This is a genomic window from Rossellomorea marisflavi (genome assembly GCF_001274775.1).
GTDB lineage: Bacteria > Bacillota > Bacilli > Bacillales > Bacillaceae_B > Rossellomorea > Rossellomorea marisflavi.
The window spans coordinates 1-24575 of sequence record NZ_LGUE01000009.1 but is presented as its reverse complement, the minus strand read 5'-3'; the positions used below and the strand labels follow the sequence as shown (position 1 = coordinate 24575).

The 24575-nt window shown below is 45.6% G+C and carries 42 protein-coding genes; 40 read left to right on the top strand and 2 right to left on the bottom strand.

Going from position 1 to position 24575, the window contains the following annotated elements:
• The first annotated feature begins 19 nt into the window (after positions 1-19).
• The 38 genes from rplD (at position 20) to AF331_RS21010 (ending at position 21573) form a co-directional block, all read left to right on the top strand.
• Entirely contained in the window at positions 20-643 is a 624-nt protein-coding gene (gene rplD, locus AF331_RS21190) for a 50S ribosomal protein L4 (protein WP_053429951.1), read from the top strand.
• Positions 643-927 carry a 50S ribosomal protein L23 gene (rplW, locus tag AF331_RS21185; protein ID WP_048007610.1) on the top strand — a complete coding sequence of 95 codons (285 nt, stop codon included), beginning with the start codon at positions 643-645 and terminating at the stop codon, positions 925-927. The genes rplD and rplW overlap by 1 nt, the downstream gene beginning before the upstream one ends.
• Positions 928-958: 31 nt before the next feature.
• On the top strand, positions 959-1789 hold the full coding sequence (rplB, locus tag AF331_RS21180; protein ID WP_053429950.1) for a 50S ribosomal protein L2: 831 nt from the start codon (positions 959-961) through the stop codon (positions 1787-1789).
• Positions 1790-1849: 60 nt separating this feature from the next.
• The gene (rpsS, locus tag AF331_RS21175; RefSeq protein WP_048007612.1) at positions 1850-2128 is read left to right on the top strand and encodes a 30S ribosomal protein S19; all 279 of its coding nucleotides are present in this window, start codon (positions 1850-1852) and stop codon (positions 2126-2128) included.
• A 21-nt stretch (positions 2129-2149) separates the two neighbouring features.
• Positions 2150-2491, top strand: coding sequence for a 50S ribosomal protein L22 (gene rplV / locus AF331_RS21170; protein ID WP_048007613.1), 342 nt, complete (start codon positions 2150-2152; stop codon positions 2489-2491).
• A 3-nt stretch (positions 2492-2494) separates the two neighbouring features.
• Positions 2495-3151, top strand: coding sequence for a 30S ribosomal protein S3 (rpsC, locus tag AF331_RS21165; RefSeq protein WP_048007614.1), 657 nt, complete (start codon positions 2495-2497; stop codon positions 3149-3151).
• A gap of 2 nt (positions 3152-3153) precedes the next feature.
• Positions 3154-3588 carry a 50S ribosomal protein L16 gene (rplP, locus tag AF331_RS21160; protein ID WP_053429949.1) on the top strand — a complete coding sequence of 145 codons (435 nt, stop codon included), beginning with the start codon at positions 3154-3156 and terminating at the stop codon, positions 3586-3588.
• On the top strand, positions 3578-3778 hold the full coding sequence (gene rpmC, locus AF331_RS21155; RefSeq protein ID WP_048007616.1) for a 50S ribosomal protein L29: 201 nt from the start codon (positions 3578-3580) through the stop codon (positions 3776-3778). The genes rplP and rpmC overlap by 11 nt, the downstream gene beginning before the upstream one ends.
• Before the next feature lie 21 nt (positions 3779-3799).
• Entirely contained in the window at positions 3800-4063 is a 264-nt protein-coding gene (gene rpsQ, locus AF331_RS21150) for a 30S ribosomal protein S17 (protein ID WP_053429948.1), read from the top strand.
• Between the two features lie 41 nt (positions 4064-4104).
• Entirely contained in the window at positions 4105-4473 is a 369-nt protein-coding gene (rplN, locus tag AF331_RS21145) for a 50S ribosomal protein L14 (RefSeq protein ID WP_053429947.1), read from the top strand.
• A gap of 37 nt (positions 4474-4510) precedes the next feature.
• Entirely contained in the window at positions 4511-4840 is a 330-nt protein-coding gene (rplX, locus tag AF331_RS21140; protein WP_048007617.1) for a 50S ribosomal protein L24, read from the top strand.
• 17 nt (positions 4841-4857) lie between these two features.
• Positions 4858-5397: a 50S ribosomal protein L5 gene (gene rplE, locus AF331_RS21135; RefSeq protein WP_048007618.1), complete on the top strand. Its 540-nt coding sequence runs from the start codon at positions 4858-4860 to the stop codon at positions 5395-5397.
• A 13-nt stretch (positions 5398-5410) separates the two neighbouring features.
• Positions 5411-5596 (top strand): type Z 30S ribosomal protein S14, encoded by a 186-nt coding sequence (locus tag AF331_RS22080; RefSeq protein ID WP_010191505.1) that lies wholly within the window; start codon positions 5411-5413, stop codon positions 5594-5596.
• Positions 5597-5626: 30 nt separating this feature from the next.
• Positions 5627-6025: a 30S ribosomal protein S8 gene (gene rpsH / locus AF331_RS21130; RefSeq protein WP_048007619.1), complete on the top strand. Its 399-nt coding sequence runs from the start codon at positions 5627-5629 to the stop codon at positions 6023-6025.
• 30 nt (positions 6026-6055) lie between these two features.
• Positions 6056-6595, top strand: coding sequence for a 50S ribosomal protein L6 (gene rplF / locus AF331_RS21125; RefSeq protein ID WP_048007620.1), 540 nt, complete (start codon positions 6056-6058; stop codon positions 6593-6595).
• A gap of 33 nt (positions 6596-6628) precedes the next feature.
• Positions 6629-6991, top strand: a complete 363-nt coding sequence (gene rplR, locus AF331_RS21120) for a 50S ribosomal protein L18 (RefSeq protein WP_048007621.1) — start codon at positions 6629-6631, stop codon at positions 6989-6991.
• A gap of 21 nt (positions 6992-7012) precedes the next feature.
• Positions 7013-7513, top strand: a complete 501-nt coding sequence (rpsE, locus tag AF331_RS21115) for a 30S ribosomal protein S5 (protein WP_048007622.1) — start codon at positions 7013-7015, stop codon at positions 7511-7513.
• 13 nt (positions 7514-7526) lie between these two features.
• Positions 7527-7709, top strand: a complete 183-nt coding sequence (gene rpmD, locus AF331_RS21110) for a 50S ribosomal protein L30 (RefSeq protein ID WP_048007623.1) — start codon at positions 7527-7529, stop codon at positions 7707-7709.
• 32 nt (positions 7710-7741) lie between these two features.
• On the top strand, positions 7742-8182 hold the full coding sequence (gene rplO, locus AF331_RS21105) for a 50S ribosomal protein L15 (protein WP_048007624.1): 441 nt from the start codon (positions 7742-7744) through the stop codon (positions 8180-8182).
• The gene (gene secY / locus AF331_RS21100; protein WP_053429946.1) at positions 8182-9474 is read left to right on the top strand and encodes a preprotein translocase subunit SecY; all 1293 of its coding nucleotides are present in this window, start codon (positions 8182-8184) and stop codon (positions 9472-9474) included. The genes rplO and secY overlap by 1 nt, the downstream gene beginning before the upstream one ends.
• A gap of 61 nt (positions 9475-9535) precedes the next feature.
• On the top strand, positions 9536-10186 hold the full coding sequence (locus AF331_RS21095) for an adenylate kinase (RefSeq protein WP_048007626.1): 651 nt from the start codon (positions 9536-9538) through the stop codon (positions 10184-10186).
• The gene (gene map / locus AF331_RS21090) at positions 10186-10932 is read left to right on the top strand and encodes a type I methionyl aminopeptidase (protein WP_053429945.1); all 747 of its coding nucleotides are present in this window, start codon (positions 10186-10188) and stop codon (positions 10930-10932) included. The genes AF331_RS21095 and map overlap by 1 nt, the downstream gene beginning before the upstream one ends.
• Positions 10933-10938: 6 nt before the next feature.
• Positions 10939-11271 (top strand): RNA-binding protein, encoded by a 333-nt coding sequence (locus tag AF331_RS21085; protein WP_373922386.1) that lies wholly within the window; start codon positions 10939-10941, stop codon positions 11269-11271.
• Complete coding sequence (gene infA, locus AF331_RS21080; RefSeq protein WP_048007628.1) at positions 11258-11476, top strand: translation initiation factor IF-1; 219 nt, start codon at positions 11258-11260, stop codon at positions 11474-11476. The genes AF331_RS21085 and infA overlap by 14 nt, the downstream gene beginning before the upstream one ends.
• A gap of 38 nt (positions 11477-11514) precedes the next feature.
• The gene (gene rpmJ, locus AF331_RS21075) at positions 11515-11628 is read left to right on the top strand and encodes a 50S ribosomal protein L36 (protein ID WP_003156543.1); all 114 of its coding nucleotides are present in this window, start codon (positions 11515-11517) and stop codon (positions 11626-11628) included.
• Between the two features lie 23 nt (positions 11629-11651).
• Complete coding sequence (rpsM, locus tag AF331_RS21070; RefSeq protein ID WP_048007629.1) at positions 11652-12017, top strand: 30S ribosomal protein S13; 366 nt, start codon at positions 11652-11654, stop codon at positions 12015-12017.
• Positions 12018-12042: 25 nt separating this feature from the next.
• The gene (gene rpsK / locus AF331_RS21065; protein WP_048007630.1) at positions 12043-12432 is read left to right on the top strand and encodes a 30S ribosomal protein S11; all 390 of its coding nucleotides are present in this window, start codon (positions 12043-12045) and stop codon (positions 12430-12432) included.
• A gap of 155 nt (positions 12433-12587) precedes the next feature.
• The gene (locus AF331_RS21060) at positions 12588-13532 is read left to right on the top strand and encodes a DNA-directed RNA polymerase subunit alpha (protein ID WP_048007631.1); all 945 of its coding nucleotides are present in this window, start codon (positions 12588-12590) and stop codon (positions 13530-13532) included.
• Positions 13533-13577: 45 nt separating this feature from the next.
• Positions 13578-13940: a 50S ribosomal protein L17 gene (rplQ, locus tag AF331_RS21055; RefSeq protein ID WP_048007632.1), complete on the top strand. Its 363-nt coding sequence runs from the start codon at positions 13578-13580 to the stop codon at positions 13938-13940.
• 283 nt (positions 13941-14223) lie between these two features.
• Entirely contained in the window at positions 14224-15060 is an 837-nt protein-coding gene (locus AF331_RS21050) for an energy-coupling factor ABC transporter ATP-binding protein (protein WP_053429944.1), read from the top strand.
• Positions 15036-15899, top strand: a complete 864-nt coding sequence (locus AF331_RS21045) for an energy-coupling factor ABC transporter ATP-binding protein (protein ID WP_053429943.1) — start codon at positions 15036-15038, stop codon at positions 15897-15899. The genes AF331_RS21050 and AF331_RS21045 overlap by 25 nt, the downstream gene beginning before the upstream one ends.
• Entirely contained in the window at positions 15896-16693 is a 798-nt protein-coding gene (locus AF331_RS21040) for an energy-coupling factor transporter transmembrane component T family protein (protein WP_053429942.1), read from the top strand. Before AF331_RS21045 ends, AF331_RS21040 begins: the two co-directional genes overlap by 4 nt.
• A gap of 16 nt (positions 16694-16709) precedes the next feature.
• The gene (gene truA, locus AF331_RS21035) at positions 16710-17519 is read left to right on the top strand and encodes a tRNA pseudouridine(38-40) synthase TruA (protein ID WP_082347089.1); all 810 of its coding nucleotides are present in this window, start codon (positions 16710-16712) and stop codon (positions 17517-17519) included.
• 158 nt (positions 17520-17677) lie between these two features.
• Positions 17678-18115: a 50S ribosomal protein L13 gene (gene rplM / locus AF331_RS21030; RefSeq protein ID WP_048007636.1), complete on the top strand. Its 438-nt coding sequence runs from the start codon at positions 17678-17680 to the stop codon at positions 18113-18115.
• A 22-nt stretch (positions 18116-18137) separates the two neighbouring features.
• Positions 18138-18530 carry a 30S ribosomal protein S9 gene (rpsI, locus tag AF331_RS21025; RefSeq protein ID WP_048007637.1) on the top strand — a complete coding sequence of 131 codons (393 nt, stop codon included), beginning with the start codon at positions 18138-18140 and terminating at the stop codon, positions 18528-18530.
• Between the two features lie 160 nt (positions 18531-18690).
• Complete coding sequence (locus AF331_RS21020; RefSeq protein ID WP_152915747.1) at positions 18691-19140, top strand: DUF2521 family protein; 450 nt, start codon at positions 18691-18693, stop codon at positions 19138-19140.
• 65 nt (positions 19141-19205) lie between these two features.
• Complete coding sequence (gene cwlD / locus AF331_RS21015) at positions 19206-19919, top strand: N-acetylmuramoyl-L-alanine amidase CwlD (RefSeq protein WP_053429941.1); 714 nt, start codon at positions 19206-19208, stop codon at positions 19917-19919.
• 604 nt (positions 19920-20523) lie between these two features.
• A complete protein-coding gene (locus AF331_RS21010) occupies positions 20524-21573 on the top strand; it encodes a P-loop NTPase (protein ID WP_048007641.1) in 1050 nt (349 codons plus the stop codon).
• 52 nt (positions 21574-21625) lie between these two features.
• Here AF331_RS21010 and gerD read toward each other — a convergent pair whose 3' ends face one another.
• Positions 21626-22240 carry a spore germination lipoprotein GerD gene (gene gerD, locus AF331_RS21005; protein WP_053429940.1) on the bottom strand — a complete coding sequence of 205 codons (615 nt, stop codon included), beginning with the start codon at positions 22238-22240 and terminating at the stop codon, positions 21626-21628.
• Between the two features lie 151 nt (positions 22241-22391).
• On the opposite strand from gerD, the gene AF331_RS21000 reads away from it, so the two are divergent.
• Entirely contained in the window at positions 22392-23012 is a 621-nt protein-coding gene (locus AF331_RS21000; RefSeq protein ID WP_053429939.1) for a KinB-signaling pathway activation protein, read from the top strand.
• 32 nt (positions 23013-23044) lie between these two features.
• Here AF331_RS21000 and pdaB read toward each other — a convergent pair whose 3' ends face one another.
• On the bottom strand, positions 23045-23794 hold the full coding sequence (gene pdaB / locus AF331_RS20995) for a polysaccharide deacetylase family sporulation protein PdaB (protein ID WP_053429938.1): 750 nt from the start codon (positions 23792-23794) through the stop codon (positions 23045-23047).
• Positions 23795-23943: 149 nt separating this feature from the next.
• Here pdaB and AF331_RS20990 point away from each other — a divergent pair, with 149 nt between their 5' ends.
• Positions 23944-24177 (top strand): hypothetical protein, encoded by a 234-nt coding sequence (locus AF331_RS20990; protein WP_048007645.1) that lies wholly within the window; start codon positions 23944-23946, stop codon positions 24175-24177.
• Positions 24178-24575: the final 398 nt, after the last annotated feature.

Below are 24575 nucleotides of genomic sequence, written 5' to 3'. Positions count from 1 at the left end.
AAGAAAGGAGGAAACAAGAATGCCGAAAGTAGCATTATTTAACCAAAGCGGTTCTAAAGTTGGTGATATCGAACTTAACGAATCAGTATTTGGTATCGAACCAAACAAACAAGTATTGTTTGAAGCAGTCTTGATGCAAAGAGCTTCTTTACGTCAAGGTAATCACAAAGTTAAAAATCGTTCTGAAGTACGTGGCGGTGGTCGTAAGCCTTGGCGTCAAAAAGGAACAGGTCGTGCTCGTCAAGGGTCAATCCGTTCTCCACAATGGCGCGGTGGTGGTGCCGTATTTGGACCGGTTCCACGCAGCTACAGCTACAAACTTCCTAAGAAGGTTCGTCGCTTAGCGATTAAATCTGCTCTTTCTACTAAAGTGGTAGAAGAAAACATCCTAGTGTTGGAAGCATTGTCATTCGATGCACCAAAAACGAAAGAATTTGCAAACGTACTGAAAGGTCTTTCAATCAACGCCAAAACATTGGTAGTGACTGACGGTCTTGACGAAAACGTAGCACTTTCAGCTCGTAACATCCCTGGCGTAACTGTTGTTACTGCTTCTGGAATCAGCGTTCTAGACGTATTGGGACATGACAAACTAGTGATGACTAAATCAGCTGTTGAAAAAGTAGAGGAGGTGCTCGCATAATGGATGCACGTGATATCATTAAGCGCCCCGTAATTACAGAGGCTTCAACTGATCTTATGTCTGAAAAAAAATATACTTTCGAAGTAGATACTAGAGCGACTAAAACTCAAGTAAAATACGCTGTCGAAGAAATCTTCGATGTGAAAGTAGATAAAGTCAACATCATGAACTACAAAGGTAAGTTCAAGCGTATGGGTAAACACGCTGGTTACACTAACAAGCGTCGTAAAGCTGTCGTTAAACTTACAACTGAAAGCAACGAAATCGAATTCTTTGAAGTATAATTCATTCAATTAAGAAGAGGAGGGAAAAAACATGGCGATTAAAAAGTATAAACCTACCTCTAATGGTCGTCGCGGCATGACTAGCTCTGATTTCGCAGAGATCACTACTGATTCTCCCGAAAAATCACTTCTAGCGCCCCTGCACAAAAAGGGTGGTCGTAACAACCAAGGTAAGTTAACAGTTCGTCATCAAGGCGGCGGTCACAAGCGTCAATACCGTATCATCGACTTCAAACGTGAAAAAGATGGTATACCTGGACGCGTTGCTACGATCGAATACGATCCAAACCGCTCTGCTAACATTGCACTAATCAACTACGCTGATGGTGAAAAGCGTTACATCCTGGCTCCTAAAACTTTGGTTGTAGGTATGGAAGTAATGTCTGGATCTGAAGCAGATATCAAAGTGGGTAACGCACTTCCACTTATCAACATCCCTGTTGGTACAATCGTACACAACATCGAGCTTAAACCTGGTAAAGGCGGTCAGCTTGTACGTTCTGCAGGTACTTCTGCACAAGTTCTTGGTAAAGAAGGTAAATACGTACTTGTTCGTTTGAACTCTGGTGAAACTCGCATGATCCTTTCTGCTTGTCGTGCTACTGTAGGTCAAGTTGGAAATGAACAACACGAATTGATCAACATCGGTAAAGCCGGTCGTTCACGCTGGTTAGGCAAGCGCCCAACTGTCCGTGGTTCTGTAATGAACCCTAATGATCACCCACACGGTGGTGGTGAAGGACGCGCTCCTATCGGACGCAAATCACCAATGTCTCCTTGGGGCAAACCGACTCTTGGATACAAAACACGTAAGAAAAACAATAAATCTGATAAATTTATCGTGCGTAGCCGCAAAAAATAACGGGATTGTACTACGGTTCGATCAAAGAGCCGTAGACCAATCACGAAGGGAGGTTCAACCATGGGTCGTAGCTTAAAAAAAGGACCTTTTGTTGATGATCATTTGATTAACAAGATCGAAAAATTGAACGAAACTGAAGGCAAACAAGTTGTTAAAACTTGGTCTCGTCGTTCAACGATTTTCCCAGCATTCATCGGTCACACTATCGCAGTTTACGATGGTCGTAAACATGTACCTGTATACGTCACTGAAGACATGGTAGGTCACAAGCTTGGCGAATTCGCGCCATCACGTACTTACAAAGGTCACGGTAGTGACGATAAGAAAACAAGACGCTAAAATTGAGGGGAGGGTATCCTAATGCAAGCAAAAGCTGTTGCAAGAACAGTACGTATTGCTCCTCGTAAAGTACGTTTAGTCGTTGATCTAATCCGAGGTAAGCAAGTTGGAGAAGCAGTTGCGATTCTTAATCACACGCCTAAGGCAGCTTCACCAGTAATCGAGAAAGTACTTAAATCTGCTATCGCAAACGCAGAGCATAACTATGACATGGACATCAACAGCCTTGTAGTAACTGAGGCTTATGTAAATGAAGGACCAACGCTTAAACGTTTCCGTCCTCGTGCGATGGGTCGTGCAAGCCAAATCAACAAACGTACAAGTCACATTACACTTGTAGTATCAGAAAAGAAGGAGGGATAAGCTGTGGGTCAAAAAGTACATCCGGTCGGACTCCGTGTCGGTGTAATTCGTGATTGGGAATCTAAATGGTACGCAGATAAAGATTACGCTAATCTATTACACGAAGACATCAAAGTCCGTGAATATATTGCTAAACGCTTAGTAGACGCTTCTGTTTCTAAAGTAGAAATCGAACGCGCTGCAAACCGAATCAACATTACAATTCATACGGCTAAACCAGGTATGGTTATCGGTAAAGGTGGTACTGAAGTTGAAGCTCTTCGTAAAGCACTTAACGAGCTTACTGCTAAACGTGTACACATCAATATCGTTGAAATCAAACGTGCAGACGTTGATGCGAAACTAGTCGCTGAAAACATCGCTCGTCAACTTGAAAACCGTGTTTCTTTCCGTCGTGCTCAAAAGCAAACGATCCAACGTGCAATGCGTGCTGGCGCTAAAGGAATCAAAACTCAAGTATCTGGCCGTCTTGGCGGAGCTGATATCGCTCGTGCTGAACACTACAGTGAAGGTACTGTTCCACTTCATACACTTCGTGCTGACATCGACTATGCTCATGCAGAAGCTGACACAACTTACGGTAAACTTGGTGTCAAAGTATGGATCTACCGTGGAGAAGTTCTTCCTACAAAGAAGAAATCTGAGGAAGGAGGCAAATAATTATGTTATTACCTAAACGCGTTAAACATCGCCGCGAACACCGTGGTAAAATGCGTGGTCGCGCAAAAGGCGGTCAGGAAGTAGCATTCGGTGAATACGGTCTTCAAGCTACTGAAGCTTCATGGATCACAAACCGCCAAATCGAATCCGCTCGTATCGCTATGACTCGTTACATGAAACGTGGCGGTAAAGTTTGGATTAAAATCTTCCCTCATAAGCCTTACACTGCAAAACCTCTAGAAGTACGGATGGGTTCCGGTAAAGGTGCTCCTGAAGGCTGGGTAGCAGTCGTAAAACCTGGGAAAATCTTGTTCGAAATTGCTGGTGTATCTGAAGAGGTTGCTCGTGAAGCACTTCGTCTTGCAGCACACAAGCTTCCAATCAAATGCAAGTTTGTAAAACGAGAAGAAATTGGTGGTGAATCCAATGAAAACTAATGAAATTCGTGACCTAACCACTGCCGAAATTGAACAAAAAGTAAAGACCCTTAAAGAAGAGCTATTCAACCTTCGCTTCCAACTTGCGACTGGCCAACTTGAGAACACTGCTCGTATCAGCCAAGTCCGCAAAGGAATCGCTCGTATGAAAACTGTCATCCGTGAAAGAGAGATCGGGGTTAACAATTAATTTGAGAGGAGGTTTGCTTAAATGAGTGACCGCAACCAACGTAAGGTTTACACTGGCCGTGTTGTTTCCGATAAAATGGACAAAACAGTAACGGTTATGGTAGAAACTTATAAAAAGCATTCTCTATACGGCAAGCGCGTAAAGTACTCTAAGAAGTTCAAAACTCATGATGAGAACAACGAAGCAAAAATCGGCGACATCGTACGCATCATGGAGACTCGCCCACTATCTGCTACAAAACGTTTCCGTTTAGTAGAAGTTGTTGAGAAAGCAGTTATTATCTAATACAGTTCGGATAGTTTTTATTCCGAAGGGAGGTTACCTACATGATTCAACAAGAATCACGTTTGAAAGTTGCTGACAACTCTGGTGCACGTGAAGTGCTAACCATTAAAGTGCTTGGTGGATCTGGACGCAAAACGGCTAACATCGGTGATGTTATCGTGTGTACAGTAAAACAAGCAACACCAGGTGGCGTTGTTAAAAAAGGTGAAGTAGTCAAAGCAGTTGTCGTACGTACTAAGTCTGGTGTGCGCCGTCAAGATGGAACATACATCAAGTTCGATGAGAACGCATGTGTGATCATCCGTGACGACAAAGGACCACGTGGTACTCGTATCTTCGGACCAGTTGCCCGTGAACTACGCGACAGCAACTTCATGAAAATTGTTTCTCTAGCTCCAGAAGTTCTTTAATAGATTACCATTGGGCCATTCAAGGAGGTGCGATGAAATGCATGTAAAAAAAGGCGATAAAGTAATGGTTATTACCGGGAAAGACAAAGGCAAAACAGGTGTTGTTCTTGCTGCATTCCCTAAAAAAGACCGTGTACTGGTTGAAGGAATCAACGTTGTGAAAAAACACGCGAAACCTTCACAGATGAACCCACAAGGTGGAATCATCAGTCAGGAAGCTTCTGTTCACGTATCGAACGTTATGATCTTGGATCCTAAGACGAACGAACCGACTCGTGTAGGCTACAAAACAGAAGACGGCAAAAAAGTACGTGTTGCAAAAAAATCAGGTGAAGTTCTTCCACTTAACAACGATAAAGATAACTAAGAAGGGAGGTATTCTGTATGAACCGCCTAAAAGAAAAATTCCAAAAAGAAATCAGCCCGGCTTTAGTAAGCAAATTCAATTACAAATCAGTAATGGAAGTGCCTAAAGTTGAGAAAATCGTTGTCAACATGGGTGTCGGCGATGCTGTACAAAACTCAAAATCTCTTGACGTAGCAGTTGATGAGTTGATGCAAATCACTGGTCAAAAACCAGTTGTAACTAAAGCTAAAAAATCAATCGCAGGTTTCCGTCTTCGTGAAGGTATGCCAATCGGTGCGAAAGTAACTCTTCGCGGCGAGCGCATGTACCAATTCCTAGACAAATTGATTTCTGTTTCACTTCCACGTGTACGTGACTTCCGTGGTGTTTCTAAAAAAGCATTCGACGGTCGCGGTAACTACACTCTTGGAGTTAAAGAGCAATTGATTTTCCCTGAGATCGATTATGATAAAGTGTCTAAAGTACGCGGTATGGATATCGTTATCGTAACTACTGCAAACACAGACGAAGAAGCTCGTGAATTATTGACACAAATCGGAATGCCATTCCAAAAGTAAGGGAGGCGAAATCGTGGCTAAAAAATCAATGATTGCGAAACAAAAACGTACTCCAAAGCATAATGTTCAAGCGTACACACGTTGTGAGCGTTGCGGACGTCCTCATTCAGTCATCCGTAAATTCAAGCTTTGCCGTATTTGTTTCCGTGAACTTGCATACAAGGGTCAGATTCCTGGCGTTAAGAAAGCTAGTTGGTAAAACCCTATATTGGGAAGGAGGTAAATTATTATGACAATGACAGATCCAATTGCAGATTTGCTTACTCGCATCCGTAATGCGAACATGGTTCGTCACGAAAGACTAGAAGTTCCTGCTTCTAACATCAAGAAAGAAATCGCTGAAATCCTTAAACGTGAAGGTTTCGTACGTGATGTAGAATACGTGGAAGACAACAAACAAGGTCTTATCCGTATCTTCTTGAAATACGGAAGCAACAACGAACGTGTAATCACTGGATTGAAGCGTATCTCTAAACCTGGTTTACGTGTATATGCAAAATCTACAGAAGTACCTAAAGTTCTTAACGGACTGGGTATCGCGCTTGTATCAACTTCTCAAGGTGTCTTGACTGACAAAGAAGCCCGCGCTAAACAAGTTGGCGGAGAAGTATTAGCTTACGTTTGGTAATATTTTTTAAACGAATGGAGGTGCAACAGGATGTCACGTGTAGGTAAACTACCAATCGAAATTCCATCTGATGTTACAATTACAGTAGCTGAGAACAATCTCGTCACTGTAAAAGGACCTAAAGGGGAACTTTCTCGTACATTCAATTCAGATATTAAAGTAGAAGTAGAAGGGACAACTGCTACAGTTACCCGTCCTTCTGATGCTAAAGAACACCGCGCGCTTCACGGTACAACTCGTGCTTTGATCGCGAACATGGTTGAAGGTGTCTCTAAAGGATTCCAACGCAACCTAGAGCTAGTCGGTGTTGGTTACCGTGCTCAAAAACAAGGTACGAAACTTGTGCTTAACGTTGGTTACTCTCACCCAGTTGAGATCGAACCAGAACAAGGCATCGAGATCGAAGTACCAGCAAACACTAAGATTTCCATCAAAGGAATCGACAAAGAACGCGTTGGCGCATTAGCTGCTAACATCCGTGCAGTACGTTCTCCTGAGCCTTACAAAGGAAAAGGTATTCGCTACGAAGGCGAATATGTTCGTCGTAAAGAAGGTAAAACAGGTAAATAATGCCGCGTAGGCTAAAGAAAGGAGTGACCGTAGGTGATTACTAAGCCAGATAAGAACAAAACACGTAAGAAAAGACATGCCCGTGTCCGTTCAAAAATTACTGGAACTGAAACTCGTCCTCGTCTGAACGTTTTCCGTTCTAATAAAAATATCTACGCTCAACTTATCGATGATACTAATGGTGTAACTCTAGTGAGTGCATCTTCTCAAGATAAAGATTTCGGAACTGAAGCAACTGCAACTGTTGAGGCAGCAGCGAAAGTTGGAGAACTAGTTGCGAAAAAAGCTGTAGAAAAAGGCCTTAAATCAGTGGTATTCGACCGTGGTGGATATCTATACCATGGCCGCGTTAAAGCTTTGGCTGAAGCAGCTCGTGAAAACGGCCTAGAATTTTAATAAAAAGGAGGGACAATCCAGATGAGTCGTATTGATTCAAGCAAACTCGAATTTGAAGAACGCGTAGTTACAATCAATCGTGTTGCGAAAGTTGTTAAAGGTGGACGTCGTTTCCGCTTTGCTGCTCTAGTAGTAGTAGGTGACAAAAACGGCCATGTTGGCTTCGGAACTGGTAAAGCGCAAGAGGTACCAGATGCAATCCGTAAAGCGATTGAAGATGCGAAGAAAAATCTAATCGAAGTTCCTATGGTAGGTGGAACTACACCTCACCAAGTTACTGGTCAGTTTGGCGCAGGACAAATCCTGATCAAGCCAGCTTCTGCCGGTACTGGAATCATCGCTGGTGGACCTGTCCGTGCGGTACTGGAGTTGGCTGGTGTTCAAGATATCCTTTCTAAGTCATTGGGATCTAACACTCCAATCAACATGGTTCGCGCAACAATCCAAGGTCTTACACAACTTAAGCGTGCTGAAGACGTAGCAAAACTACGTGGTAAATCAGTAGAAGAGATCTTAGGTTAAGGGAGGGATAACGATGGCTAATAAACTAGAAATTACCCTCACTCGCAGCATCATTGGCCGTCCTCAAGATCAACGTAAAACTGTTGAAGCTTTGGGACTTCGCAAAATGCATCAAACAGTCGAGCAACAAGATAATGCTGCAATCCGCGGCATGATCAACAAGGTTTCTCACCTTGTGACTGTAACTGAAAAATAATTCCTAACGTTTATAAAGAAGGAGGTGCCGACATGAAATTACATGAATTACAATCTGCAGAAGGTTCTCGTAAAGTCCGTAACCGTGTAGGACGTGGTATTGGTTCAGGTAATGGTAAGACATCTGGTAAAGGTCATAAAGGACAAAACGCCCGTTCAGGCGGTGGAACTCGTCCTGGCTTCGAAGGTGGTCAAACTCCATTATTCCAACGTCTTCCTAAACGTGGATTCACGAACATCAATCGTAAAGAGTATGCAATCGTCAACCTTGACGCATTAAATCGCTTCGAAGATGGTACAGAAGTTACTCCAGCCCTACTAGTTGAAACTGGTGTGGTAAGTAACGAAAAAGCAGGAATCAAGATTCTTGGTAAAGGTTCAATCGAGAAAAAGCTTACTGTTAAAGCAACTAAATTCTCAACCACTGCTAAAGAAGCTATCGAAGCTGCTGGCGGTACAACCGAGGTGATCTAATGTTTCGAACTGTCTCCAATTTTATGCGCGTGGGTGATATAAGAAATAAAATTATCTTCACCCTTCTAATGTTAATTGTCTTTCGTCTTGGTACCTTTATCCCGGTACCAAACGTAGACGCTGAAGTATTGAAAATGCAAGACCAGGCGGGTATTCTCGGATTCCTGAATACGTTTGGTGGCGGTGCACTTCAGAACTTCTCGATCTTCGCGATGGGGATCATGCCGTATATCACGGCTTCCATCATCGTACAGCTCCTGCAAATGGATGTTGTTCCGAAGTTTACGGAATGGTCGAAGCAAGGCGAAGTGGGTCGTCGTAAATTAGCCCAGTTCACACGATATTTCACCATCATCTTAGGTTTTATTCAAGCTTTCGGTATGTCCTATGGCTTCAATAGAATCTATGGTGGGATGCTCATTCAAAGCCCGGGACCAAGTACGTACCTTCTTATTGCGTTAGTATTGACGGCCGGTACGGCTTTTCTTATGTGGTTGGGTGAACAAATCACGGCTAAAGGTGTTGGAAATGGTATTTCGATCCTGATCTTTGCAGGTATCGTCGCAGCCATCCCGAACACTGTAAACCAAATCTATGCACAACAAATCGAAGGTGCTGGTGAACAGCTCTTCCTTCGCATTGTGGTTCTTGCACTTCTTGTTTTGGCAGTCATTGCAATCGTGGTTGGAGTAGTGTTCATTCAACAGGCACTTCGTAAAATTCCGATTCAATATGCAAAACGTTTAGTGGGGCGTAGTCCGGTTGGTGGACAGTCAACGCATATCCCATTGAAGGTGAATGCTGCGGGTGTTATTCCGGTAATCTTCGCGATTTCCTTTATCATCACTCCACAGACGATCTCATCCTTCTTTGGAAACAACAATGTGACAGATACGATTCAATACATCTTTGATTATACGAAACCAGTCGGAATGATCATTTATGTGGCGTTGATCGTCGCATTTACGTATTTCTATGCTTTCATTCAAGTCAATCCGGAGCAAATGTCCGAGAACTTGAAGAAGCAGGGTGGTTATATCCCGGGTATCAGACCAGGGAAGAACACACAGGAATATCTCACTCGCGTTCTGTATCGTCTAACAATTGTAGGTGCCGCATTCCTTGCCATCATTGCAGTCTTACCGGTATTCTTCATTAATTTTGCAGGATTGCCGCAGTCGGCTCAAATCGGCGGAACAAGCTTACTCATCGTAGTAGGTGTTGCGCTTGAGACGATGAAACAACTGGAATCTCAGCTTGTGAAGCGTCACTACAAAGGATTCATCAAATAAGAGGGTTTTCGGGAACATTCTGTTCCTGAAGCCGTTTTATAGACAATTAGGGGGAGTTCGAGTGAATATAGTTCTAATGGGCTTACCAGGTGCAGGAAAAGGCACTCAAGCTGAAAAGATCGTAGAAAAGTATGGTATCCCCCATATTTCTACCGGTGACATGTTCCGTGCAGCCATCAAGGAAGGCACAGAGCTAGGTTTGAAGGCTAAATCTTTCATGGACAATGGTGATTTGGTACCGGATGAGGTAACAATCGGCATCGTCGGTGAACGTTTAAGCAAAGAGGACTGCAATAAGGGCTTCTTACTGGACGGGTTTCCTAGAACGGTTGCTCAAGCAGAAGCACTTGAGAACATCCTAGCTGATCTTGGTAAAAAAATGAATTATGTCATTAACATCGACGTAGATAAAGACATCCTGATGGAGCGTTTGACAGGTCGCAGGATCTGCAGAGAGTGCGGCGCTACGTATCATCTTGTCTTTAATCCACCGAAAGAAGAAGGTGTTTGCACACGCTGTGGAGGCGAACTCTACCAACGTGCCGATGATAACGAAGAAACGGTTCAAAACCGTCTTGACGTCAACATCAAGCAAACCCAACCACTGCTTTCATACTACGAAGATAAAGGATATCTCAAGAATATCAACGGTCAACAAGACATCAATCTGGTGTTTGCTGACATCGATGAACTTCTCGGAGGCCTTTCATAATGATCATCTGCAAAACTCCGAGGGAGATTGAGATCATGCGCCATGCTGGCAAGATCGTGGCTTTGACTCATGCGGAATTGCAAAAGCATATTTCTCCGGGAATATCGACGAAGGAATTGGATGCAATCGCTGAGAAATTCATTCGTAAACATGATGCAATTCCATCTTTTAAAGGGTATAATGGGTTTCGTGGCAGCATCTGTGCCTCAGTGAATAATGAACTTGTTCACGGGATTCCAGGGGATCGCGTCCTTAAGAATGGCGATATTATCAGTCTCGATATCGGGGCGAAATATCAAGGCTATCATGGGGATTCAGCTTGGACTTATCCTGTTGGGACAATAGATGATGAAACTCAAAAGCTTCTCGATGTAACAGAGGAATCACTTTTTCTGGGACTGAAAGAGGCGAAGCCAGGCGAACGTTTGTCGAATATCTCTCATAGTATACAAACTTTTGTGGAGGCCAATGGCTTTTCAATCGTTCGTGAGTATGTGGGACACGGTGTTGGTCAAGACTTACATGAGGACCCGCAAATCCCTCATTATGGACCGCCAAACAAAGGTCCGCGTCTGAAGCCTGGCATGGTACTGGCAATTGAACCGATGGTAAACGCAGGCAGCCGATATGTGAAGACACTTTCGGATAACTGGACTGTTGTCACAGTTGATGATAAAATGTGTGCGCACTTTGAACACACCATTGCAATTACTGAAGAAGGCTATGAGATTTTGACGAAAGCCTGAGTGAAGGTGATTGGATTGATCGAGTCAGAATCAACGGTACCGAGGATCGGCCAAATCGTTCAGGTCCTTACTGGAAATGAACGTGGAAGCTACTCGATCGTTGTTCAGCAATTGGATGAACGTTTTGTACTCATCGCAGATGGAGATAAAAGACGGTTCGACCGCCCAAAACGGAAGAACATCCGGCATCTTCAAATGTGTGACCATGTTTCTCCAGAAGTTCATAACAGTATGATGGAAACAGGCAGAGTGACGAACGGTAAACTGCGCCATGCAGTTTCGAAGTTTGTAGAAGAAATAAGCGAGAAGAAGGGAGACGCGTTCAATGGCAAAAGATGATGTAATTGAAGTTGAAGGTAAAGTACTAGAAACTTTGCCGAATGCTACTTTTAAAGTAGAATTAGAAAATGGTCATACCATTCATGCTCATGTATCAGGGAAGATCCGTATGCACTTCATCCGTATCCTGCCTGGTGATAAGGTGACTGTCGAACTTTCACCATATGACTTGACTAAAGGTAGAATCACTTATCGTTACAAATAATCTATTGCACTCCGTACTATCAAGGAGGTTAGAATAAGATGAAAGTCAGACCATCTGTAAAACCTATCTGCGAAAAATGCAAAGTCATCCGCAGAAAAGGAAAAGTCATGGTTATCTGTGAAAACCCTAAACACAAACAAAAACAAGGCTAAACTTAAAGGAGGTGCGAATCACTATGGCACGTATTGCTGGTGTAGACATTCCACGTGACAAACGTGTTGTCATTTCATTAACATACATCTATGGAATTGGTAAAAACACTGCTGCTAAAATCTTGGCTGAAGCCGGTGTATCAGAAGATACTCGCGTTCGCGATCTTACTGAGGACGAACTTGGTAAAATCCGTGATATCGTCGACAAATTGAAAGTTGAGGGTGACCTTCGTCGTGAAATCTCACTCAACATCAAACGTCTGATGGAAATCGGTTCTTATCGCGGTCTTCGTCACCGTCGTGGACTACCTGTTCGTGGTCAACATACGAAGAACAATGCACGTACACGTAAAGGTCCTCGTAAAACTGTAGCTAACAAGAAAAAATAATAGGTAAAGGAGGTTACTTCTTAGTATGGCACGTAAACAAAACACTCGTAAACGTCGTGTGAAAAAGAATATCGAAGCCGGTATTGCTCACATCCGTTCTACATTCAATAACACAATCGTAACTATTACTGATGTTCACGGAAACGCTGTTGCATGGTCAAGTGCAGGTTCACTAGGATTCAGAGGATCTCGTAAATCTACACCATTCGCAGCACAAATGGCTGCTGAAACAGCTGCTAAAGCTTCTCAGGAACACGGTTTGAAAACTCTCGAAGTAACAGTTAAAGGTCCTGGTGCTGGTCGTGAAGCTGCAATCCGTGCGCTTCAAGCTGCAGGTCTTGAAGTTACTGCAATCAGAGACGTCACTCCAGTTCCTCATAATGGATGCCGTCCGCCAAAACGTCGCCGCGTTTAATTTCTCTGTATAAATTTTGTATCGTTGTCTATAATGGGTTATGATACAAAATGTTCAGAAAAGTAACCAGTTGTTGGTGCACAATAGGGAACGTAAACAAGGGGAATTTCGGACTTTAGACCGGAGTTCGACGTTTTGAAGGAGGGTAAATATTAATGATCGAAATTGAAAAGCCAAAAATTGAAACGGTTGAGATCAGCGATGATGCCACATATGGAAAGTTCGTCGTAGAACCACTTGAGCGTGGATATGGTACAACTTTGGGTAACTCCTTACGTCGTATCCTACTATCGTCACTCCCAGGTGCCGCTGTCACATCTATTCAAATAGATGGAGTACTGCATGAGTTTTCAACAATTGAAGGCGTCGTAGAGGATGTCACATCCATCATTTTGAATATCAAGAAGCTGGCGTTGAAGATCTACTCTGATGAAGAGAAGACGTTGGAAATTGATGTGCAGGGTGAAGGCGTCGTTACGGCTGCTGATATTACTCACGATAGTGATGTTGAAGTGTTAAACCCCGATTTACACATCGCAACATTATCGAAAAGTGGTCATTTCCGTGTGCGTCTAAGCGCAGCTCGCGGACGTGGTTACCGACCTGCAGATCAAAACAAGCGTGAAGATCTTCCAATTGGCGTGATCCCAATCGATTCTATTTACACTCCAGTATCTCGCGTTAACTATCAGGTGGAGAATACGCGTGTCGGTCAAATGACCAACTACGATAAACTTTCCCTTGATGTATGGACTGATGGAAGTATTGGACCTAAGGAAGCTATTTCTTTGGGAGCTAAGATTCTGACAGAACATCTTAATATTTTCGTTGGCCTTACAGATGAGGCGCAGAACGCTGAAATCATGGTTGAAAAAGAAGAGGATCAAAAAGAGAAAGTTCTTGAGATGACTATCGAAGAATTGGATCTTTCCGTTCGCTCTTACAACTGCTTGAAGCGTGCTGGAATCAACACTGTGCAAGAACTTGCTAACAAAACTGAAGAAGATATGATGAAAGTACGGAATCTTGGACGTAAATCCCTTGAAGAGGTCAAAGTTAAACTTGAAGACCTTGGACTTGGATTGCGTAAGGACGACTGATCAACTTCTTTCTATAGATAGACTCAACAAAGGAGGGAACCCTTAATGGCTTACAGAAAGTTAGGACGTACAAGTGCTCAACGTAAAGCAATGCTACGTGATTTAGCTACAGACCTAATCATCAACGAGCGCATCGAAACAACTGAAACTCGTGCGAAAGAACTTCGTTCGGTTGTGGAGAAAATGATCACTCTAGGTAAACGCGGTGATCTTCATGCTCGTCGCCAAGCAGGTGCATACATTCGTAAAGAAGTTGCTAACGCTGAAACTAACCAAGATGCTCTTCAAAAGTTGTTCGCTGACATCGCTCCACGCTACACAGAGCGCCAAGGTGGATATACTCGCATCATGAAGGTTGGTCCTCGTCGTGGTGACGGTGCTCCAATGGCAATCATCGAATTAGTTTAATAATTCGTGACGACTAACATTAAGGGCGGGACAGTTAATCCTTAACTGTTCTTTGCCCTTTTTGTATAAGTGCATGTCGATGAAAAGCAGAGCGTTACGATGAGCAGCTCAGGCTGACTCGTCTAGCTCGTGCACCCCTTCCAACTTCTATAGGCATAGAAGCTGTTCAATGGATTGAACAAGAAAAGTCTTCTTTTCTTTGGACGGGGTGCAGGCTTTTTTTTGTATATGGGTATTTTTTGATAAGCTGAGATGAGAGTAGTGTAGAGGAGGTAGAGTAGGATTGGATAAGATCATCAACGTAGAGAATGTCCGCTTCCGATATTCCGATGAAGGGAATGAAGCGCTGAAGGGCATCAACCTCTCTGTCAACCGGGGGGAATGGCTGGCGATCGTCGGGCATAATGGGTCAGGGAAATCCACCCTTGCCAAAATGCTGAACGGTCTTCATTTTCCGAATGAAGGAGTCGTAACAGTGGACGGCACACGTCTTCAGGAAGAAACGATATGGGAGATCCGCGCCAAGCTGGGAATGGTATTTCAAAACCCTGACAATCAATTTGTCGGTGCGACAGTTGAGGATGATGTGGCTTTTGGGTTGGAAAACCATGGTGTCCCTCATGATGTGATGGTGAAACGAGTGAGGGAAGCACTGAAGAACGTTCATATGGGTGATTTTCTTGCTCAAGAGCCGCACCATCTATCGGGTGGACAGAAGCAACGGGTGGCCATAGCAGGTGTCATTGCCCTGCAGCCATCCATCATCATCCTGGACGAAGCCACTTCCATGCTCGATCCCAAAGGACGAAAAGAGGTACTAGAGGTGGTCCGGAAGCTTAAGGAAGAAGAGGAGCTGACGGTCATCTCCATCACCCACGATCTTGAAGAAGCATCAAGGGCCGATCGGATCATCGTACTGAACCAGGGAACCGTGTTCAAAGAGGGAACCCCCGAAGAGATCTTCAAGCTTGAAGACGAACTCACGGGGCTGGGTCTAGATTCACCGTTTACAATCAAGCTTGCCGGTGCATTGAAGGAACGGGGAATTCCATTATCCAAAACATACTTAACAGAAGAAGAGTTGGTGAATGAACTATGCAGATCACATTTAAACATGTAGAGTACCGGTATTCATTCAACACTCCATTCGAAAAGTTGGCGCTTGAGGACATCAATCTGGAGATCCCGACCGGGCGATTCCTGTCCGTCATCGGACACACGGGCTCCGGGAAATCCACGCTCCTGCAACACCTGAACGGGTTATTGAAACCGACGGAGGGCACCGTGACGATGGGGGCCCATACGATCCATGCGAAACAAAAGTCGAAAAGCCTTAAAGCCGTCCGCCAAAAGGTAGGGATCGTCTTTCAATTCCCGGAGCATCAGCTCTTTGAAGAAACGGTCTTGAAGGACATCTGCTATGGCCCGATGAATTTCGGCATCAGCAGGGAAGTGGCGGAATCACGTGCAAGGGAACTGATCGTCAAGGTCGGTTTAACGGAAGACGTCCTCTCAAAGTCACCGTTTGACCTTTCGGGCGGGCAGATGCGCCGTGTCGCCATCGCCGGTGTCCTTGCCATGGACCCTGAAGTCATCGTCCTGGATGAGCCGACGGCAGGGCTTGACCCGCGTGGGCAAAAAGAGATCATGGACATGTTCTATGAGCTTCACAAAGAAAAGGGGCTCACGACGATCCTGGTCACACACAGCATGGAGGATGCAGCACGATATGCCGATGAGATCGTCATCATGCAAAAAGGCCGGTTGAAGAAGCAGGGCGCGCCAAGGGAGATCTTCTCCCACGCGGAAGAACTGTTTGAAATGGGCTTGGATGTGCCGGACGTCGTTCGCTTCCAGTACGAATACGAAAAGGCCTCAGGAAGATCCCTCGGCCGGACATGCTTGACGATCGAAGAGCTGGCAGACGCTGTTTCCATGTCAGGGGGTGGACGGCCATGATGGAAAAGATGATCATCGGACGTTACGTTCCCGGTCAATCCGTCCTTCACCGGGCGGATCCCCGGGCTAAACTCCTGTTTATTTTCGGGTTCATCTGTATCGTCTTCCTGGCAAATAACGCGCTGACATATGGAATCCTCGGTATCTTCACACTCGGTGCACTCTTCCTGTCGAGATTGCCGATCCGGTTCATCCTGGGCGGCTTGAAGCCGATCCTGTGGATCATCCTGTTTACCTTCCTGCTGCATATCTTCTTCACCAAAGAAGGGGAAGTGCTCTTGGATCTCAAATGGTTCGCTATCCATGAAGAAGGCCTGAGACAAGGGATCTTCATCAGTTTACGGTTCTTTTACCTTATCTTGATCACATCCTTGCTCACGCTGACGACATCACCGATCACGATTACGGACGGACTCGAGACGCTGTTGAATCCGCTTCGTAAGATCAAGTTCCCCGTACACGAGCTGGCCCTCATGATGTCCATCTCCCTAAGGTTCATCCCGACCCTGATGGAAGAGACGGATAAGATCATGAAGGCACAGATCGCCCGGGGGGCAGAGTTTACCTCAGGACCGATCAAGGACAGGCTACAGGCCATCGTACCGCTGCTGATCCCACTATTCGTAAGTGCCTTCAAGCGTGCGGAAGACTTGGCCACCGCCATGGAAGCAAGGGGCTATCAGGGAGGGGAGGGCCGGACGAAATACCGGCTCCTTTCCTGGAAGGGCAGGGATACGATGGTCATCATCGTCCTGCTGGTCCTCACGGGACTCCTGATCGTGTTCAGGGGATGACAGGGGGAAATGACTCATGCAACGGATTAAATGCTTACTGGCGTATGATGGGACCGGTTTTCACGGATATCAGGTACAGCCCGGTCAACGGACGGTCCAAGGGGAGCTCGAACGGGTCCTCGGTGCCATCCATAAGGGGGCTTCGATCCGGGTGACGGCCTCTGGCCGGACGGATGCCGGGGTCCACGCACAGGGGCAGGTGTTTCATTTTGACACCCCGCTCTCCATACCCGAAGAGAAATGGCCGGTCGTCCTCAATACGCGGATACCGGACGAAATGACCATCCTGCAGGCAGAGGTCGTCTCAAGTGACTTCCACTCCCGTTTCTCCGTGAAGGAGAAGGAATACCGCTATAGGATCTATAAAGGGACAGAGAGAAGTCCGTTTCATCGGAACTTCGCCCTGCATTACCCTTATCCGCTTGAGGTCGGGTTGATGGAGGAAGCCGCTGCCCACCTTCTCGGTGAGCATGACTTCACAAGCTTCTGTTCGGCCAAAACCGAAGTGGAAGATAAGATCAGGACCATCCATGCCATCACCTTGGAAGAGACCGGTGACGAGCTTGTCCTGTCCTTCAGGGGGAATGGGTTCCTTTATAATATGGTGAGGATCCTGACGGGGACCTTGCTGGAAGTCGGATCCGGGAAACGGAGTCCTGACAGCATCCCCGACACCCTTGCTGCAAAGGACCGGGACGCAGCAGGGAAAACGGCACCTGCCCACGGCTTATATCTGTGGAAGGTGTGCTACGGAGACGGAATGGCAGGGGATGATACGAATGGATCATTCCCTTGTAATCAGGAAAGCATCACAAATCAAAAATAAAAAACTAAAACAACTAATCCTGGTGTAACATACCCTTGACATTCTTCTGGGAACAAGATAATATAGCATATGGTATGTTATTAACCCCACGATAAGCCCCGGAAACTTATTGTGATTTAAGAATAAATACTACGGATTGAGTAATAGGAGGATAAATCATGCGTACAACGTATATGGCTAAAGCCACTGAAATCGAACGTAAATGGCTCGTTGTAGATGCAGAAGGCAAAACTCTTGGTCGTTTGGCTAGTGAAGTTGCTTCTATTCTACGCGGTAAACACAAACCAACATTCACACCACATGTTGACACTGGTGATCACGTGATCATCTTGAACGCTTCTAAAATCGAATTGACTGGTAAAAAGCTTACTGACAAGATCTACTACCGTCACAGCCTACACCCAGGTGGTTTGAAACAACGTACTGCATTGGAAATGCGTACAAACTACTCAGAAAAAATGCTTGAACTAACAATCAAAGGAATGCTTCCTAAAGGTTCACTTGGTCGTCAAATGTTCAAGAAATTGCACGTATACGCTGGAGCGGAGCATCCGCACCAAGCACAACAACCTGAAGTTTACGAACTTCGTGGATAATTAAAAAGAGGAGGTTATTATCTTGGCTCAAGTTCAATATTATGGAACTGGTCGTCGTAAGAGCTCAGTAGCTCGCGTACGTTTGGTACCAGGTAACGGAAACATCATCATCAACGATCGTGAAGTAGAAGTATACATCCCATTCGCAGCACTACGCGAAGTAATCAAGCAACCTCTAGTTGCTACAGAAACTCTTGGTAACTACGATGTACTCGTAAACGTACATGGTGGAGGTTACACTGGCCAAGCTGGAGCTATCCGTCACGGTATCGCTCGTGCTTTGCTTCAAGTTGACCCTGAGTACCGTGGTTCTCTAAAACGCGCTGGTCTATTGACTCGTGACTCCCGTATGAAAGAGCGTAAAAAATACGGTCTTAAAGGTGCACGTCGCGCGCCACAATTCTCAAAACGTTAATTTTTTCATGGAAGACCCGACCTTTTTGGTTGGGTCTTTTTTCATTTTGCCCTGGCAATACGACTTTATGACAGGGCCGTCTTCAAAAATCTCCCTTGGTAACAGTTCCTCGAATGAACCGGTCTCCTGAGAAGGAGAATAGGGTCAAAGGGGTGGATTAGTGTTGAACGTCATCACGACTTTTACAACGAAACAACGGGAAAAAGAAATCAAATCCGAACGGACCCTCCTCCGTGGCATCTCCATCAAGATGCTTCAGGAGAGCGTCAGGAAACATTTCGGTTATATAAAGATACAAGGCGGTACCTTCATGCAGGAGGGCTTTGATGAAGCCTGTTTCGATGTGGCAATCGAGGCCTACCTGCTCGGAGGGAAAGTCAGCAAGTTCGGTCATGAAGGTGAAGGGGAAGAGCGCGTGAAGCAGCGCTGCCATACAGAACTCAAGCACTTCATCGATACGCTGTATAACTTCTGGCTCTATTGGGCCGAAGTCGGTGTCACCCAGCCTGTGGATGAGTCCTTCTACCACTCCTGTGAGCATTTTGTCGACACATGGTGGGAGGAAGGATATCGGCAGGGGATGAAGCGTCTTAAGCTCCGGCTTCACTAAAAGGGTTCTAAATGTCTTTCTTGTCCCATATTTTTTAATAAGGCAAATGGGACAGGAGGACGATCATGCGTCAAAAGCTCAAAGTCATCGGGATGATCGCTGCGCTGGCAGCGGTGCTGTTTGTTATTCAATACAAGATCCTGGATAAGGACACGTGGGGGTCGTGGAATCTCCCCTTATCCGGTAAGGTGATCTATATAGATCCCGGTCACGGCGGTCCTGACGGTGGTGCAGGGGACAAGAACGCCCTTGAGAAGGATATCGCCCTTGATGTCTCCATCATGATCAGGGACTATCTCCAGGAGCAGGGAGCCCTTGTGATCATGACCAGGGAAGAAGACGTAGATCTGGCAGATGAAGATACGAAGGGATACAGCAGGAGGAAAGTCGAAGACCTTCATGAACGCTTGAAGCGTATCAATGACTCCGAGGCCGACCTGTATCTGAGCGTGCACCTGAACTCAATTCCGTCTGCCCAATGGAGCGGGGCACAAACGTTCTACAACCCGAAGTTCAAAGAAAACAAGGCATTCGCCAAAGCCATCCAAAAAGAACTGATCCGTAACCTGGAGAATACGACAAGGGAAGCGAAGGGGCTCCAGAATGTCTATATCCTGAAGCACGCCAAGAAGCCAGGCGCCCTCGTGGAAATCGGCTTCCTATCAAACCCGGGGGAGCGGGCGAATCTTCTCAAGAAGGATTACCAGGAAAAGATCGCTGCATCGGTTTATGAAGGGATCATGGATTATCTTGCCGAAGCACCGGATAAAAAGGAATAGTGCATTGACCCGTTGTCCTCATAGAGGACCGGGTCTTTTTGATGTGGAGGAAGATCCTTCGTTTTAATCAGCATCTTCTTCCTTGTGGTTTGCTTTTCGGGTCAGAGCGAGCCCCCTGCGCTTTTCGTGGTGTCTAGCTCCGGGGGCTTGAGGCTCGAGGTCATAAGCCAAAGATCTCAAAAAGGCCAAGAACGCCTTTCCGAGATCTTCGTCTTATGCTTGTCGCCTCAGACCAAGCCCCTGCGCTTTTCGTGGTGTCTAGCTCCGGGGGGTTGACCCTCGAGGTCATAAGGCAAGAACCCAAAAAGGCCAAGAGCGCCTTCCGGGTTCTTGCCTTATGCTTGTCGGGTCAGAGCGGATCCCCCAGCGCTTTTCGTGATGTCTAGCTCCGGGGGCTTGAGGCTCGAGGTCATAAGACCAAGATCTCAAAAAGGCACAGAACGCCTTTCAGAGATCTTAGTCTTATGCTTGTCGCCTCAGACCAAGCCCCCTCCGCTTTTCGTTATACCAGTAAAACATTCCGAACGTTTTGATCATTCATTCTATGCTGGATATGTTATACTGGAAACAGTGAAAACGAATACAAAGTAAAGGGTGGTTACGTATGTTGACGGAACAGCAGGCACGTGAATTGTTGGCGGGATTGCAGGATCCTTTTTTACATAAAACGTTAGGTGAAACGAACGGTATAGAGGAGATTTCGATCAAGGAGGAGAAAAATCATATCAGCGTGAAGATTGCGTTGGCTAAGACGGGGACGGGCGAGCAGCTGCAGTTCCAGCAGAAGGTCGTTCAGCTTCTCAAAGATAACGGGGCTGCTTCAGTGGGTATCCGTTTTACGGAGCTGTCTGATGAAGAGCTTGAGAAGCACAGGGGTTCAGGTGGGGAAGGAACGGATCTTCTTTCACCTGCAAGCAAGACGACGTTCATCGCTATTGCAAGCGGTAAGGGTGGCGTGGGTAAATCGACGGTTTCGGTGAACCTGGCCGTATCGTTGGCGCGACAAGGGAAGAAGGTCGGTCTTGTGGATGCCGATATTTACGGATTCAGTGTCCCGGATATGATGGGGATCATGAAGCGTCCGGTTGTACGAGGGGAAAAGATCATTCCAGTAGAACGGTTCGGGGTGAAGGTCATTTCCATGGGCTTCTTTGTGGAGGATAATGCTCCTGTCATCTGGAGGGGACCGATGCTTGGTAAAATGCTGAATAACTTCTTCTCTGATGTAGAGTGGGGAGACCTTGACTACCTTCTCCTTGATTTACCGCCGGGAACAGGGGATGTGGCCCTCGACGTCCACACGATGCTTCCTAAGTGCAAGGAGATCATTGTCACGACTCCGCATCCGACAGCGGCCTTTGTTGCCGCACGTGCAGGTGCCATGGCCCTGCAGACGGATCATGATATTCTTGGTGTTGTTGAGAATATGTCGTATTTCGAGAGTAAGATCACAGGTGAAAAGGAATTCGTCTTTGGTCAAGGCGGAGGGGAGAAGCTGACGGAAGAACTGCGCACCGATCTCCTTGGCAAGCTGCCTCTTCAACAGCCTGATTGGAATGAAGAAGACTTTGCTCCTTCTGTCTATGCAGCCGATCACCGTCTGGGTCAGATCTATGGAGAGATTGCCCACAAAGTAATAGAGAAGCTTTCATAAAGAAAAAGGCCGGAGACTCGGGTTCTACACCGATTCGTCCGGCCTTTGGTCATTAAGCACCGCCGCCGCTGCCGCCTCCACTGCTGGAGGAACCGCCACCTTGGTCATTAAGCGTCTTTCCGCTTTTCTGACTTTCGGAAGATCCTTTGTCCTTGGCTTCCTGGATCTTGGACTGGAAGAGCGGGCTTTGAAGTGTTTCAATGATCACCTGCTGAAGGTGTTCGCGATATTCCTTGCTCTTAAGGGCTTCGATGATATCCTTCTGCATGGAAGGATCCTTGAAGAGATCAATCATCATACCCTGATATTCGGGATCTTTCATGAGTTCTTTCAGAAGCTTTTCGTTACTATCCTTCATGCTGTTCGCCATTGTTTCGGCGAACTTGGGATCTTCGAAGGCCTTTTTCCAGAACTCGACGCCTTTTTCCGACGTGAGGGTCTTGGAGATGGTATCTGTGACCACTTTTTCATTCAGAATCAGCTCTGACTTCATTTCATCGTCACTCATGATTTCTTTGATGGCCTTTTTACCATCGTCTGTTTTCAATATATCGACAACCATTTTCTTGGTTTCCTCATAGTCCATTTTGCCGGTCTCCGCTCCTCCGCCGCCACAGGCGGTCAAGAGAAAGAAGGATAACAGCACAAGAAAGGATAATCGTTTCATGGTCAGGCTCCTTTCATACAAGTTCCCTTACCTTTAATATGGAGCCGGACACAAAAAATATACTTATTAATCATGGGCCATATGGATTTTTCATGAAAGCGTTTGGTACAATCAGAAGAGTCCATATATTTAGATTTGGGGGAAAGTAGAAGTGACCATCCGTAATTGGATCCGTTTTTTTATTCATACGCTGCTAGTCGGGGGATTAGTGACCGGAGTGGCATCCCTTTTCATCAGATGGGATCAGTTCGGTCCATATGTCAGTGATGGAGATGTACTGGGGATATTGTCGAGCCTGCTATGGTTCTTGTTTGTAGGATTCACCTTCAGTGTCATCAGCCAAATGGGGTATTTCGCCTACTTGACGATTCATCAATTTGGCATGGGGTTATTCAAAGGGCTGTGGAATCCAGTGCAGTTCTTGTTGATTCTATTCGTGTTATTCGATCTCATTTATTTCCGGTTCAGAGCATTCGCAGAAGCGGATGATTCCTATCTGCCATATATCCTCCTTGGATTCGGCATCTTGTTGATTGGGGTAGTCACCGCCTACTTCAAAAATCAGCAGTCGAGCTCGAATACTTTTGTATCCGCTTTATTCTTCATGATTGTCATTACGACACTGGAATGGCTTCCGGTCCTGTTGGTGAACTCCATCGACTGGCTGTATCTTATGCTCTTGGCGCTCATCTCCTGTAATGCGTATCAGCTCCTGATGCTTCCGCGCTACCTGGAAAACTCCCGTGCCGAGAGACAACAAAAGACCGGATGAGAAAAAAGGCCGTCACTGCTGACGGCCTTTTTTCATTGGATCAGGGAAGACTTAGCATCTCCGTTTGATATCATATCCGATACGTTGATGAAGCTTCCTTTGGACTGTAGTTCCTTTATGATTTCAGGAAGGGCCTTCTCTGTCTGCTTGGCAGAGTCCGATGCGTGCAGAAGGATGATATCCCCTTTCTTCGCTTCACCGACATTTTCGACGATCTCATCCACCCCCGGATTGGTCCAGTCCTTGGAATCCACGCTCCAGTGTACAAGGGTCAGTCCAAGTGAATCTGCCACCTTGAGTGTTTCTTTATCAAAGTGACCTGTTGGGCTTCTAAGGAGCTTCACCTCCTGCACATTAAGTTTCTTGAAGATCGTATCGGCCTTCAGGATATCCTGTCTGATCTTTTCCGGTTCCATATCTGTATAGTCGGAATAAGCATACCCCAAATTTCCGATCTCGTATCCTTGTTTCACAATTTGCTCCACCAGCTCAGGATGGCGTTCTGCCCAGGCACCGGAAAGGAAGAAGGTGGCGGACTGAACGTTCATCCTCTTCAATTCCTCCAATATGGGCTTTGCTTTTTCATCTCCCCACCCGATGTTAAAGGTCAACGCGACGCCTTTCTCTCCCTTGAAAACAGCCTTCGGTCCATCTTTGGTCCCGAAGACAGCGATACTTGATGTATTCGCACTATACACCAGCAGAGCGGTGAAAAAGGATATGACGATGATCAGTGCAACCTGCTTCAGTCTCTTGGCATTCACCGTATGAAATGTATTCACATGCGATCCTCCTGTCCATCTGTTGTCGATTTCAAAGCCGTATTACACCTTATGCATGTCCCCTTGAAAATATCTATATTCGAAAAAAATGATTATAAAAATCTTTATATGGAAAAAACTACAATTATCAACAGTAAGGGGTGGCATAATTGCTTGGGTTTTTAATCGACGACAGAGAGAAGCAAGAAATCGAATATTTACTGAAACGTGAAATGGACGAAATTCTGTTCGACTTGAAAGACGCAAGAATTGAATATATCGTGAAGCGTGCCATGGATGAACGCTATGCGATTTTGTTTTCCCTGTTCAGAAGGATCGCAAGTCATAAGGAGTGTTTAAAGTATATGAAGAGGACGTCGTTCAAGGACGAGTCCAATCAGTGAATGGATATGGGGCATGTACGGCTTATCTCGGATTGTACGTGCCTTGGTTGATCTTTGGGTTCTTTGAATCGAAAGGATGCGTAACCCGTGTAAGGAGACAATTGAAGCATGTTGAGGATAGAGAGGAAGGACGTAAATAAAAAAACAATGATTTTTACTAAAAAGTATTGACCGGAGACTGAATAGCTGATATATTATTAAACGTCGCTGCTACAGCAAAGGCATTTCAAACCAAGAGATGAAAACCCTGCTAAAAAACAGTTGACACCACGAAGTAAGATGTGGTAAATTAGAAAAGTCGCCGAAAGAGACAGCGACAAGCATTTGAACCTTGAAAACTGAACAAAACAAGACAAACACGTCAACGTTAATTCTAGATTTATTTTTAAAGAGCTATT